Source organism: Paraflavitalea pollutisoli, from assembly GCF_029360705.1.
Lineage (GTDB): Bacteria > Bacteroidota > Bacteroidia > Chitinophagales > Chitinophagaceae > Paraflavitalea > Paraflavitalea pollutisoli.
In genome coordinates this window covers 1,330,206-1,343,229 of the sequence record NZ_JARKMX010000008.1, presented here as the reverse complement: position 1 = coordinate 1,343,229, position 13,024 = coordinate 1,330,206, and the positions used below count along the sequence as shown (strand labels likewise).

The 13,024-nt window shown below is 52.0% G+C and carries 10 protein-coding genes; 6 read left to right on the top strand and 4 right to left on the bottom strand.

What is annotated here, in order from left to right:
• The first annotated feature begins 120 nt into the window (after window positions 1-120).
• From P2W70_RS19145 to P2W70_RS19135, 3 genes are all read left to right on the top strand, one after another.
• Window positions 121-531, top strand: a complete 411-nt coding sequence (locus tag P2W70_RS19145; protein ID WP_276483119.1) for an EVE domain-containing protein — start codon at window positions 121-123, stop codon at window positions 529-531.
• 394 nt (window positions 532-925) lie between these two features.
• Window positions 926-2,035 carry a DUF4349 domain-containing protein gene (locus P2W70_RS19140; RefSeq protein WP_276483118.1) on the top strand — a complete coding sequence of 370 codons (1,110 nt, stop codon included), beginning with the start codon at window positions 926-928 and terminating at the stop codon, window positions 2,033-2,035.
• Between the two features lie 109 nt (window positions 2,036-2,144).
• Complete coding sequence (locus P2W70_RS19135) at window positions 2,145-2,840, top strand: SIR2 family NAD-dependent protein deacylase (protein WP_276483117.1); 696 nt, start codon at window positions 2,145-2,147, stop codon at window positions 2,838-2,840.
• Between the two features lie 124 nt (window positions 2,841-2,964).
• On the opposite strand, the gene P2W70_RS19130 is transcribed toward P2W70_RS19135, so the two are convergent.
• Together P2W70_RS19130 and P2W70_RS19125 are read right to left on the bottom strand one after the other, a co-directional pair.
• Window positions 2,965-3,276, bottom strand: coding sequence for a hypothetical protein (locus tag P2W70_RS19130; protein ID WP_276483116.1), 312 nt, complete (start codon window positions 3,274-3,276; stop codon window positions 2,965-2,967).
• A 258-nt stretch (window positions 3,277-3,534) separates the two neighbouring features.
• On the bottom strand, window positions 3,535-4,974 hold the full coding sequence (locus tag P2W70_RS19125; protein ID WP_276483115.1) for a hypothetical protein: 1,440 nt from the start codon (window positions 4,972-4,974) through the stop codon (window positions 3,535-3,537).
• A gap of 313 nt (window positions 4,975-5,287) precedes the next feature.
• Between P2W70_RS19125 and glk the strand changes: the two genes are divergently transcribed.
• Window positions 5,288-6,355: a glucokinase gene (gene glk / locus P2W70_RS19120; RefSeq protein WP_276483114.1), complete on the top strand. Its 1,068-nt coding sequence runs from the start codon at window positions 5,288-5,290 to the stop codon at window positions 6,353-6,355.
• A 217-nt stretch (window positions 6,356-6,572) separates the two neighbouring features.
• The gene (locus tag P2W70_RS19115; RefSeq protein ID WP_276483113.1) at window positions 6,573-8,669 is read left to right on the top strand and encodes a carboxy terminal-processing peptidase; all 2,097 of its coding nucleotides are present in this window, start codon (window positions 6,573-6,575) and stop codon (window positions 8,667-8,669) included.
• 313 nt (window positions 8,670-8,982) lie between these two features.
• On the opposite strand, the gene P2W70_RS19110 is transcribed toward P2W70_RS19115, so the two are convergent.
• Together P2W70_RS19110 and P2W70_RS19105 are read right to left on the bottom strand one after the other, a co-directional pair.
• A complete protein-coding gene (locus P2W70_RS19110; protein ID WP_276483112.1) occupies window positions 8,983-9,465 on the bottom strand; it encodes a DUF983 domain-containing protein in 483 nt (160 codons plus the stop codon).
• Between the two features lie 13 nt (window positions 9,466-9,478).
• Window positions 9,479-10,363, bottom strand: a complete 885-nt coding sequence (locus P2W70_RS19105) for a helix-turn-helix domain-containing protein (RefSeq protein ID WP_276483111.1) — start codon at window positions 10,361-10,363, stop codon at window positions 9,479-9,481.
• A gap of 131 nt (window positions 10,364-10,494) precedes the next feature.
• On the opposite strand from P2W70_RS19105, the gene P2W70_RS19100 reads away from it, so the two are divergent.
• Entirely contained in the window at window positions 10,495-12,915 is a 2,421-nt protein-coding gene (locus tag P2W70_RS19100) for an ABC transporter permease (protein ID WP_276483110.1), read from the top strand.
• Window positions 12,916-13,024: the final 109 nt, after the last annotated feature.

Sequence of the window (13,024 nt, the reverse complement as noted above, 5' to 3'; positions counted from 1 at the left end):
ATCATTTTTTTGAAGGGCAGAAAATCCAAATTTCTTGGAATTCCTGCGGCGAAAGCGCGAATATCCGCCCAGCGCTGTATTTTTACCTTTTTAACAACAACCCGTCTTTAAATTACTACCATGGCCTACTGGCTTGTAAAATCAGAACCTTTTAAATACTCCTGGGACCAGTTTGTGAAGGATAAAGAGACTTTTTGGGATGGGGTTCGTAATTATGCCGCCCGTAATTTCATGAAAGAGATGAAAAAAGGGGATCAGGTGTTTTGGTACCATAGCAATGAAGGGTTGGAGATCGTAGGCATTGCCAAAGTGACCAAAGAGTTTTACCAGGATCCTACGACCGACGAAGATGCCTGGGTCGTTGTGAACCTGTCGCCGGTTAAAAAACTCAAGCATCCCGTCACCCTTGCCCAGATCAAAGGGGAAAAGCGACTTGCCAATATGGCGCTCGTTCGCCTGAGTCGTCTTTCCGTAGGTCCGGTCACTTCTGAGGAGTGGAAGGTGGTACTCGAACTTGCCGGTGATAAATAGCTTTCCGTTTTAACAAATTTTCCGGGTTACTTTTCCCGCATCCAAGATATCAATAGTCGGACCCGGCTATTGCCAGGGCCTCCACCAGGCCCTTTTTTATTGACCCTGTGCAGATGGCAGCCGATCCTTTGTTGATCATGGCATCTTTGTGCCACCCCTCTTTATTTACTAACTATATATCATGGGTGTGTAAGATAGCTTTCGTTGTACAGCGAAGTTGATGGCGTATGGCCGTACCGTACCGGATCTGGGTTTGAGTGTCCGCTCGCGTAATACGTCGGGTAGGGGCTGCCCGGGTAACGGGTACTTGCTGCCTCAATGCCTTTTTTAGCCCTCTTTGTGTAATCCGGGAAATACTGCATCCTATCATTACTTACCAATAAACAAGTTCGCTATGAAGTTTAATACGACATGGCAGCTGTCACTATGCACCGTGGCACTGCTCATAACCCTTATTGCCTGTGATCAAAAAATCTCCGAATCCAAGGCTTTACAACCCGCCTTTTCCGCGAAGGATGTGGCCCTGGAAAAAAAGAAGGACCCCGTATCCGCCAATGCGCGTCTCAAAGAAAAAGAAGCAGCGCCTGGTGATTACCGCGACGATCTGGCCAGTTACGCTGCTGACTCTACCGCTACGTCGCTTACTTCCGAAAGAGCGGAAGAGGAGCAAGCCCCGCCAGCTCCCCGGCAACAGCATCCCCGTCAGCAACCCGCTCCTGCTATTCAACAAGTGCCTGCGCCCCGCGTAGACTGGGATAAAAAGATCATCAAGACGGCCAACCTGCAAGTGGAAGTGGCCGATTACAAAAAGTATCATGCCTTGTTGCGTACTGCTGTACAGGCGGCGGGTGGCTATATCGCCAACGAAGAACAAAGTGAATCGGACTATAAGATCGAAAATACGCTCACGCTGAAAGTGCCGGTCGATCAATTCGATGCCGCCGTGGCTGCCCTTACACCGGGTGCCGAAAAAATACGGGTGAAGAAGATCACCGCCGAAGATGTAACCGGTGAAGTGGTCGATACCCGCTCCCGCCTGGAAGCTAAAAAACAAGTGCGGCTCCGTTACCTAGACCTGCTGCGCCAGGCCAAGAATATGGAAGAGATATTACAGGTGCAAAATGAGATCAACAGCCTGCAGGAAAATATCGAAGCGGCTGCCGGCAGGGTACAGTACCTCACGCATGCCGCTGCTTTCAGTACGATTCAGCTCAGCTTTTACCAGGTGCTGAATCCTTCTGCCGTCAATAACGATGTGCCACCAGGGTTCGGTCAAAGGATATTGCTCGGTCTGGGAGCCGGACTGGCCTGGATCGGCGAGTTGCTGATCGTGTTGATCACCTTGTGGCCGCTCTGGGCAGTAGTAGCCATCCTGTGGTGGCTTGTACGGCGCTATAAGCCTTTCCGGAAACAGAGCAAAGGCACGCCGGTTTTTGTTCATCAACCCATCTCCACGTCAGGAGCTGTGCAGCCGACCGTTTCTGACACGGATAGCAATAGCTAGTTTTCTTCGTTCCTGTCTCCCGGTCTTCTTTAATGGCAGCATGGCGTTGCGGTAACTTTGGCGTTGCCGGACGCCTGCTGTATTTTCGTGCCTATCTTAAACAACCGATATGAGCAAAAAGAAACTCGTGGTATTAACCGGTGCCGGCATCAGTGCAGAGAGTGGATTGAAGACCTTTCGCGACAGCGATGGCTTGTGGGAAGGGTATGATGTAACGGAGGTGGCCACGCCACGTGGCTGGAAGAAGAATCCTGAACTGGTGCTTGACTTCTACAACCAGCGCCGCGCCAATGTACGCGATGCGGCGCCTAACGCTGCGCACCAGGGGCTGGCCGACCTGGAAAAGGATTATCACGTACACATCATCACCCAAAATATCGACGACCTGCACGAACGGGCCGGCTCTACCAGCGTGCTGCACCTGCATGGTGAAATCTTCAAGATGCGCAGTGAAGCCGACGAATCGCTCGTGTACGATATACAGGGCGATATAAAATGGGGTGATAAAGCCGAAGATGGCGCACAACTGCGACCCAATATCGTTTGGTTTAAAGAGCCGGTGCCGTTGATCGAAGATGCGGCTTTATTGGTCAGGAATGCCGACCTGTTTGCAGTGATCGGAACTTCGCTCGTGGTGTATCCGGCCGCGGGGTTAATCAATTACGCACCCTGGCCTATCCGAAAGTTCATTGTCGATAAAACAATTCCTTATACGGCGTCTGTCATGAACCTGACCAAGATAGAAAAGCCCGCTACGCAGGGCGTGCCGGAATTGATGGCGATACTACGTGGTACTGCAGGTTGAGGTATCATGGGGTGAGTGGTTGTGGCAGGTGTGATAGCTGTGAAAGTAAGATGATATACAAAGAAGAACCGGGCTGCGTGAGGCATCCCGGTTTTCTTGTTTCTGAGCCGTCCTTGTAATTAATTTATTGAATGAGTTTGATCTCACCGAGCTGTGCAGTTTGTCCTTCCTGCACGTTGGCGTCTACCATAATGTTTTTGAAGGGGCGATTGGCTTCTACCAGGATCTTCCAGTTGCCTGGGGGTACTACAAAACTAAAGCCGCTCACAGAAGGTTTGATCTTTACAGAATCGTCGCCGTTGATGGCTACGACAATGCCCGCTGCGCCGGTGGGATAGATGGTTCCTGAAATGTACGACTGTTGCATAACTCTAACGGCATGTAGACTGGCTACCGCGATTACAATAACGAGGAGCGTAGCGACGGTCTTCTTCATAATAGATGGTTTTTAGCGATGGTACAATCATAATCCGTCCACTAAAGGATGGGATACATTCACAAAGGCGACGGTTATGTCAGGAAGAGGGGAACGGATAGCAATCGCAGGTTGACTATTATTCAATTTCTATGCCATGGTTGACAGCCTGGCAATCGTTATTGCATCAGTAAGTGGTTGGATAATGCGGAAAAGCAGCACGAGACAGGGTTGTAGCGTTTTGGGATAGCTTAAAGCGTTATCTGCCTTAACCGGAATTTAATAACCGGCATGGGCCAATCCGAGTGCTTTGGAATTAATACGGGTAATAACGTAATCAACTGAAACACCCCGATTGGTACGTGGCGCCTCAACTGTTTTCTGCTCCCCCGGCGCCAGGTCATTGAACAGGAGCATTTGCGTTTTAACCACGCGCTTTTCGGGACCGAGGTAGCGCAATGCTACCTCTACCTGGTCGAGTGGGTAGCCGCTGTTATTGGAAAGCGTCAATTGTAAGTCGGATATGCCGCCCAGCACGCCGATCTTGTATTTGTTGGCATCGACGGCCACCTGCTGGTGAATGCTTTCCCGTGCTTTTTGCACGTCGTGACCGCTGGGGGGCGTTTCATTCGTTCTGGCGGCCACCATAGCGGGGATCACTTTCACCGTTTGTCTTTGCGATACGTCTTTCACCGGTACATTTTCTTTCACGACCGGCGCTTCGAGCGAGTGGGTTTCCGTTGCGGGCGTCGTCTTGGGGCTTACCCGTGCCGACTCGTTTTGAGCAGGCGGTTCGGCAGGAACTGCTTCATCGGTGATCGGCTGAGCAATCGCTTCCCCCGTGGTAGTAACGGCATATTGCGCCACTTCGCGCTTCTGGCGGTCGCGCTCCTGGATCTGTTTTACCAGTTGGTCGAGGGCTGTGTTGTCGCGTTGCTGGCGGCTATTGCTGATCATTAATCCGATAATCACGCCAACGAGCAACAGGCAGGCAGCGGTGATGCTGCGCATCACCAATTTGCTGTTGTCACGGCGAATGTTGATGACCGGGGCCAGCTGATCGTCCGTATGGGGATGGTTTTGCCCCAGGATGACCGCAAAACCAGGCGTTTCCACGATTGGCTCCGCTGCTTCCGCAGTGGGCGTTATAGGGTCTTGCTGGATGGTCTTTTTATTGCCCGTTGAAGTGGGTGGGTATGTGTCCGTATTGGCGGCACTGATGGCGGCCTGCCGCATCTTTTCTTCGCGCAGGCGGGCAAATTTCTCATCCAGCACCTTTTTGGCGGCAGCCACCTGTGCTTCTGTCACGGCCTCTTCTGCTGTTTGCACCGGTTGCTCCGTGGTGACAGCAGGCGTGCTGGGTATTCTGCTGGTCATACCAGCCGGCAGAGTTACATAGATCTTTTTATTGGCAATGACTTGTTGTGTAGGTATTGCTGCCACCGGTGCAGGTTCTTCGGTCTTGCTGGTTTGCTGCTGGGTATTGTTTGCTGCAGTGGCTTTGAGGGCGTTCTGCTTTTTATAGAACCGGTCATACGGTTGTTCTTCCACCGTGGGGGCAAAGGCTTTCAGTTCGGCAATTTCGCTGGGATACCGCCAGGCCGCACTTTTCCCATCCAACCATACGAGGTCATAAGGTTTAAGGCCCTTTTTGATTAACTCCTCCACTGAGTAAGGCCCCGTTTGCTTGTTATCACGGAGTAATAAATACTGGTTCATAATTCATCGATAAGCATGTACAAGAGCAGTATAGCTTTTGTCGAGGTACGACGACACACCGGTAGTCATTCAGGGGGATTGGAGTCGGGCGGAAATTGGATGGGAATATTACAGCGTACTTGCAAGTTAATAACTTGGTCTCACTTATTACAATAACCGAGCCGGAAATTTGTTAAAACTGTGAGAATACGTTGATTAGCTGTGCAGTCTGCGATTTCGGATGAATGTGATCGGTGTGGATAAGTTAATCGGGGCTGGCTTTCTTTGCAGCAATTCGTTATTTTTACAACTATCTCATTTATAGCTACATTTTATGGAAAAGACAGGAGTTATCAACCAGCAGCCCATCCCATTGTCACTTCCCCGGCGCCATGAGGTGCCGGCCAGCGGTATTACCGTGCTGGCAGGGGATATTGGCGGCACCAAGACCAACCTGGCCACCTATAAGGTGACCCCGGAAGGCATCCGGCAGATCCAGGCAGCCCGTTACGCCTCTACCGAGTATCAGTCGCTGACCTCGATCATACAGCATTTTATTTCCGACTACGACCAGCCATTGCCCGACAGGATCAGCCTGGGGGTAGCCGGTCCGGTACTCAACGGTAAAGTAGACCTCACCAACCTCAGTTGGGTACTTGATCAGGCCGAAATTGCCCGGTCTACCAACGTGGAGAAGGTGGTCCTTATCAATGATCTCGAAGCCATGGCTTATGGCCTCGCCGCTTTAAAACCCGAAGACTTTATTACCCTGCATGCCGGTAAAATACCCGCGGTCGGTAATATGGCCATCATAGCCCCCGGTACCGGACTGGGACAGGCGGGCCTGTTCTGGAACGGCCAATCCTATTTTCCCTTCCCCACGGAAGGAGGGCACTGCGACTTCTCGCCACGTACCGACCTCGATATGGAGCTGGCCAAATACCTGCAGCAAAAAGAGGCTGTCGTAAGCTGGGAAATGGTGGCTGCCGGTCCCGCCATCACCAGCATCTATACCTTCCTGCGCGACGTGAAGCGCAAAGAAGAACCAGCCTGGCTCACCGAACAGCTGGCCACGGAAAAAGACGATTCTGCCGTGATCAGCCAGGCGGCCCTGCAAAATAAAGCGGCCATCTGCGTAGAGACCATGGACCTGTTTGTACGCTATATCGCCCGCGAAACGTGCAACCTGGTGCTGAAGATGAAAGCCACCGGCGGTGTATTCCTCGGTGGTGGTATTCCTCCGAAGATCGCCCCCTTGCTGCAGCAGGAGTCGTTTTTCCGGCATTATATGGACAGCGACCGGATGCAACACCTGCTCGAAGGCGTGCCTATCCGGATCATCAAAAACGACAAGACGGGGTTGCTGGGGGCTGCCTGGTTTGGCGCGTACGGCGATTGGTAGGTGCTGTCGCCGGCCATCCCGCCCGCGACGATCTTGCCTGTTTCATCGGCTGGCTTGCCTGTTTCATGGAATTGGCCGCCAACTTGTTGATGAGTGGAAAACAATTACTTCGCACGATGCGTTACATTTGACAGAGCGGTCCCGTTGCACTGCCAGCCCATTTATGGCAGCACCAGGCCTGGGAGATTCCCATTCTACATTCGAAAACAATCCAAGTATGAGTATGCGTAGTGGATATCAGTTGGTCTTCTGTACCTGTTTGATGCTGGCAGCAGCGCCTTCTTTCGCCCAGAAAAGTAAAGTCACCGAAAATGTCGACCTGGTATTTCACAATACCGCCGACATGTTGCAGCATATACACTATGCCCCCAAAACGCTCGATGATAAGTTCTCGCAGCAGGTTTTCAAGTCTTACCTCGAGCAACTCGACAAGGACAAGCGATTCTTTCTGCATGAAGACATACAGCAGTTCAAGAAATACGAACGCCAGCTCGACGACGAGATGAAAGGCAAAGTGGTGCAGTTCTACAAAGTGGTGAACAAAACCTTTGTGCAGCGATTGAAGGAGTCTGAAACCATGCTGGACGAGCTGATGAAACAGCCCTTCAAGTTCACGACGCCCGAGGTGTACAACTCCAATACGGATAAGCTGGATTATTGCAAGAATACCGATGACCTGAAGAGCCGCTGGCGCAATTACCTCAAGTTTCAGGTGCTGTCGAATTACGAAGACCTGCTCGATATCAATACCCGGGATACGGCCAGTAAGCTGACCGATGTGCAGCTGGAAGAAAAAGCCCGGCAGACGATCCTGCGGATCGAGAAAAGATTTATCGAAAACCTGAAGAAGCTCACCACCGATGAAGAGGCTTTCAATACCTACGTCAACAGCATTACCAACCTGTACGATCCGCATTCCAACTATTTTCTGCCGGTAGACCGCCGGGAGTTTCAGGAAAGCCTGAGTGGCGTGTACTATGGCATCGGTGCGTTGCTGTCTGACATGAAAGGCATGATCGGCATTGGCGAACTGATGATTGGCGGGCCTGCCTGGAAATCGGGTTTGGTCGAGAAAGGCGATGTGATCGTCAAGGTAGCGCAGCAGGGCGGCAAGCCCGTTGATGTGGCGGGTATGGCTATGAGTGATGTGATAAAGCTGACCCGTGGTCAACAGGGAACAGCGGTTACCATCACCTTCCGTAAAACCGACGGTAGCCTGAAAGACGTTACGCTCAAACGTGAGGCGCTGCAACTCGACGATACCTTTGTGAAAAGTGCGATCATCGAAGACTCTGTGAAACTGGGTTATATTTCCTTCCCTAAGTTCTATACCGACTTTGGCGATGCCAACGGACGTTCCTGCGCAGCCGATATGGCGCGTGAGCTGGCCCGCCTGCAGCAAGAGAATGTAAAAGGCATCATCATCGACATTCGCGATAATATCGGTGGTAGCCTGGGCGAGGTGATCAATATGCTGGGTCTTTTCATCAAGGAAGGACCGGTGGTGCAGGTGAAAGGGCCATCGGGCGAACCCTATGTAAGCCGTGTACGTGGTAAAGCTGCTTTGTATGAAGGCCCGTTGGTGGTACTGGTCAATGAAATGAGTGCTTCGGCGGCCGAGATCTTTGCCGGCGCTATCCAGGATTACCACCGTGGTATTATTGTGGGCAGCAGCTCTACTTACGGCAAAGGATCGGTGCAACGGCCCTTTGGTATCGGCGACACCCGTATGGGCAACAGCGATCCCAATACAGACCTGGGTACCTTGCACGTTACGCTGCAAAAGTATTACCGCATTACCGGCGCTGCTACGCAGTTGAAAGGTGTAGCGCCCGATGTTCTGCTGCCTGGTATTTACGAGCCATACAAAATGCAGGAAAAGAACAATCCTACCGCCCTGGCCTGGGATACGATACAGGCCGTGCCGTTTGCGCAGCTGGATGAGCAAGGCGTGATCAATAAAACGGTAGCCCTGGCCGGTCAACGTATGCAACAGGATACCGTGTTGATCTCCCTGACCAAAAACCTGCGCTGGATGCAGAACAGGAATGGCATCTATCCTTTGCAATTGGATAAATACCGCGACGATGAGAAAGCGGTGCAAAACAAGGTGAGCGCTATCCGGAAGCAATTGGTATCTGCCAAGCCGATGGGGGTGAAGAATACGACCGATATGGAGGAGTCGCTGAAGAGCAAGGAGCAGTTCAAGAACGACAGCAATAAAGCGTGGATCGGTTCGCTCAAACGCGACCTGTTTTTATCGGAAGCAGTATACGTGATGTACGATTACCTGAAACAGGCTACCAACAGCTAGTTTCTAAAGACTTTACATAAGCAAAAGCCGGAACCACAGGTCCCGGCTTTTTATATAGCGTGTATGTGTTAGCGAATGATGCAACCGGATGGCCATCCGGGTTCACCGACGAAAATACCCGGTCTAACCGGTATAAATCGCAGTCTACCTAAAGAGCCTTTTCGCCAATAGTTTGCCGTCGTAGCTTTGTATGGTAATGATGCAATAAACAACCTTTTTATACACTCTTTTCACCGGTAGGTTTAAGGTGCACCCCAGGGAGGCGATCTGCTGAACAATGCGTTCGGGAGATGGCCTCTTACCGGTTTATACATCACCAGGCATTCATGTGATCTTTGTTGACGCGTTCGCGACGGGCAGGCGGGTTGGTACGCCAGTTCTTATCATACCGCACAAAAAAGGCCAACCACAGGGTGCGCGACACCCGCATCAACCAGGGTTGCAGCACGATCAGCAATACGCCGTTGATGCCCATCCACCAAAAGAAACGGTTGTCTTCCGTACTCATGCCGATCAATACCCACCAGGCTACCAGCGTGGCTGCGGTGAAGGCGATCGATAAGCTATAGCTCACATAGCTGGAGCCATAATAAAATCCTACTTCCAGGTCGAACGGCTGTCCACAAACGGGGCAGGTGTCATACATCTTCATCGTATGCCGGAGTTTGTAGGGGTTCTTTTCTGCAAACATGTCGCCCTTGCGGCAACGGGGACATTTGCATCTTACCAGGTTGAAAAAACTGGGTTTGGGTTCCTGCACATCGGGTGCGCTCACTGGTGTATTCAGCTTGTCCATGATACGGTCATTTTCAATGAGAAAATTGTTTACGAAAATCGTCGGGCGTTACACCCGTATATTTCTTGAAAAAACGGTTGAAATAAGAGTTGTCCTGAAAGTTCAGGTCATAGGCCACTTCGGTTACGGTCATGCGGGCGTTGGTCAGCAGTCTTTTGGCTTCCAGCAATACGCGGTCGCGGATCAGCTCGCCGGCGGTTTTGCCCAGCAGGTCCTGGCAGAGGGCATTGAGGTGGTTGGGGGTGACGTACAGCAGGTCGGCGTATTCCTTGGGCAGGCGGATCGAGCGGTAGTGGGTTTCGATCAGCCTCCGGAAGCCCCGCAGCAAGACCAGTTTTTGTTGCGGAATGCCTTTGTGCCGATGTGCTGCCAGCGAATCATCGATCAGCAGGAACAATTGCAGCAGCAATACGCGCACCATATCGGTATACGTTTTCCAGTCGTGACCTGCATACCGCAGCATCGATTCCAGCAGGGTAGTGGCTTGCTGGTGGATCTCGCCGAGCAATGTCGACACTGCTTCTTCGGGAATGCCGCTGAAGAAGGGGAATCGCTCCAGGTAATGTGGGTTTTGCAGGAAAGACTTGAAATAGGTATCTGAGAAATTTAAGATATATCCGTCTGTTTTGCCGGCAAAATGCCAGCTGTGCACCTGTCCCGGCACCATGAAGTATACCTGATAGGGCTTTACTTCAAAATTGGTAAAGTCGATGGAGTGGGTGCCATGTCCTTTGGTGAACAATACCAGGTGGTAAAATGAATGCCGGTGCGGGAAATGCAGTTGTGCGTAGTACTTGTCGAGGTAGTCGGACAGCCGGTCGGCCATGAACTCCTCACTGGCTCCTTTTTCGCGGCTGATGCTGCAGATATCATACACTGGTATGGATTCCCTGGACATGTACTGGTGTTATTTTGCAAAGCTACCCTTTAAAAGTGCAATTTCTATGGAATAATTGATTGGATTAATGGTACTATTTACCGATGCCGGGGTCGAATTTAAATGGTATATTCAAGCGTCAAAACTAACCTATGTTCCGGAATATACTGCTCGTGACCTGGCGTCATCTCCTGCGACACAAAGCTTACACCTCCATCAACCTGCTTGGCCTTGCCCTGGGTATTGCTGCCTTTGTGCTCATTGGGGCCTATGTGCAGTTTGAACGGAGCTATGACCAGGACCAGGCCGATGCCGACCGTATCTTCCGTGTCGAGAGCCGCTTTTACAAAGGCGAGGAAATGACAGACGACTGGGCTTCCAGTACCAATGGGTATGCGCCGGCGATGTATGAACACCTGCCTGGGATCGCTTCTTATGTCCGCATCAACCGCAATAACTCCGAGCGGGTGGTGCGCTACAAGGATATCAAGTACCGGGAAGAGCAGGTGTGTTTTGCGGACAGCAATTTCTTTTCCTTCTTTAGTTATCCTTTGCTGCAAGGCGATGCCGCCACGGCCTTGCAGGGCGTCAATAGCCTGGCGATCTCTGCCTCGGCAGCGCGCAAATATTTTGGCCAGGACGATCCAGTGGGCAAAATACTGGAAGTGTCGACGCAGACCAGCAGCTATCCCTGTATGGTTACGGCCGTTTTCCAGGATTTTCCTGCCAATTCGACCCTGCAGTTCAACTTCCTGCTGTCGTGGGCTACTTCCGGGCGCTGGACCCGTAACTACTGGTACCAGCATAGCAGTTATACTTACCTGAAACTGCAACCAGGCGCTTCTGCCGCTGCGCTGGAAAGTGGTTTTCCGACGATGGCCGAGCAGTACAAGACGGAACCTGCTTTGAAAGATCTCCGGTGGGGCGTGCACCTGGTGCCCTTGAAAGACATACACCTTAACACCGCCAAGAAGTACGAGATCGAGACCAAGGGCAATCGTTTCTTCATCGGTTTCCTGAGCGTGATTGCGTATGTGATCCTGTTCATTGCGTATATCAACTATATCAACCTGGCTACCACGAAGTCGCTCGACCGGGCGCGGGAGGTGGGCATTCGCAAGGTAAACGGAGCGCCCAATAGTCAGTTGATCATCCAGTTCGTGTTGGAGTCGGTGATGCTGAATGTGGTGGCCTTGCTGCTGGCCATCGGCATCGTGCTGGCGACGACGGCCTGGCTGCCGACCTTGTTGGGCGCCAATGCCTGGAATGGTTTGCTGTTTGACCGCACGGTGTTGTGGCATACCGCGACCGTATTCATTGCCGCCACGCTGGTGGCCGGCATGTACCCGGCGCTGGTAATGGTGAAGCTGAAGCCGATGAGCGTGCTGAAAGGCCGTTTCAGCTTCTCCAAACGCGGGGTGTTGCTGCGCAAAGGGATGGTGGCGTTTCAGTTTGTGGCGGCGATCTTATTGATTGCCGGAACGATTGCCGTGTATCGCCAAGTGCATTTCATGACGCGTGAGCAAACGGGTGTCAACCTGGAGCAGACAATTGTGGTGAAAGCGCCGGTGAAGACGGCTGATTATGCCCAAAAGGTCAGCAGCCTGAAGAATAGCTTGCGGGCTTTGCCGGGCGTTGCTGCGGTGAGTAGTTCGGGGTCTGTGCCTGGCCGTGCGGTGGGCAAGTCGCTGGCCAATCGCCGCTTTGGTGCTTCGGCAGCCGATGAGCGGACGTATGAAATGCTAAAGGTGGATCATGCCTTTATTGGCATGTACGGGCTGCAGGTGATTGCGGGCCGCGCCTTCGATCTTAGCCGGCCTGCCGATTCTACTGGGCTGGTGTTGAATGAATCGGCGGTGCGCCAGTTTGGTTTTGCGTCGCCGCAAGCGGCCATCGGCCAGCGGGTGTGGCTAGAAACGCTGACACAGACACCCAATGAAGTCATTGGGGTGGTGAAGGATTATCACCAGCAATCGTTGCAACAAGATTATACGCCGTTCATCTTATTCATGGACCGGGCGCTGAACTGGATCCCTGCCGAATATTTTTCCGTGAAAGTTCATACCACCGCCATGCGTGGCCAGGTGGCTGCGCTGGAGCATGTGTGGGGACAATTCTTTCCGGAGTCTTCTTTCGATTATTTTTTCCTCGATGAATTCTACGGTCGCCAGTACGAGCAGGAGCTGCATTTCAGCCGCAATTTCCTCGTCTTCTCTTCGCTGGCCATATTTATCACCTGCCTTGGCTTATTGGGCTTGACGGCTTACTCTACGGCCCGTCGTATCCGCGAGATCGGCATTCGCAAAGTGCTGGGTGCATCGGTACAAAACATCCTGCTGTTATTGACCTGGGATGTGATCCGCCTTATTTTGCTTTGCAGCGTGGTGGCTTTGCCGGTTGCGTGGTGGCTGATCCGGCAATGGCTGGATGCTTATGCCTTCCGTGCCGCATTGACCTGGTGGCAGTTCTTGGCGCCGGTTACGATGCTGGTTCTCATCGCCTTGTTGACCACGGCTACCCTAACGGTGCGGGCAGCGCTGGCCAATCCTACCAACTCCCTGCGTAGTGAGTAGGAGTGTACCCGGTCAATAATTGTCAATATAACAAGTAAAGATTACGCTATAACCGGTTAATATATGGTTGCCCGGTGTAGGGCGACGTTAGTATATTTATAACTGATAG

Coding starts and splice junctions, on each gene's coding strand:
- P2W70_RS19105 (WP_276483111.1), bottom strand. CDS start 10,363: ATGTCCAGGGAATCCATACCAGTGTATGATATCTGCAGCATCAGCCGC.
- P2W70_RS19115 (WP_276483113.1), top strand. CDS start 6,573: ATGAGTATGCGTAGTGGATATCAGTTGGTCTTCTGTACCTGTTTGATG.
- P2W70_RS19140 (WP_276483118.1), top strand. CDS start 926: ATGAAGTTTAATACGACATGGCAGCTGTCACTATGCACCGTGGCACTG.
- P2W70_RS19110 (WP_276483112.1), bottom strand. CDS start 9,465: ATGGACAAGCTGAATACACCAGTGAGCGCACCCGATGTGCAGGAACCC.
- glk (WP_276483114.1), top strand. CDS start 5,288: ATGGAAAAGACAGGAGTTATCAACCAGCAGCCCATCCCATTGTCACTT.
- P2W70_RS19130 (WP_276483116.1), bottom strand. CDS start 3,276: ATGAAGAAGACCGTCGCTACGCTCCTCGTTATTGTAATCGCGGTAGCC.
- P2W70_RS19145 (WP_276483119.1), top strand. CDS start 121: ATGGCCTACTGGCTTGTAAAATCAGAACCTTTTAAATACTCCTGGGAC.
- P2W70_RS19125 (WP_276483115.1), bottom strand. CDS start 4,974: ATGAACCAGTATTTATTACTCCGTGATAACAAGCAAACGGGGCCTTAC.
- P2W70_RS19135 (WP_276483117.1), top strand. CDS start 2,145: ATGAGCAAAAAGAAACTCGTGGTATTAACCGGTGCCGGCATCAGTGCA.
- P2W70_RS19100 (WP_276483110.1), top strand. CDS start 10,495: ATGTTCCGGAATATACTGCTCGTGACCTGGCGTCATCTCCTGCGACAC.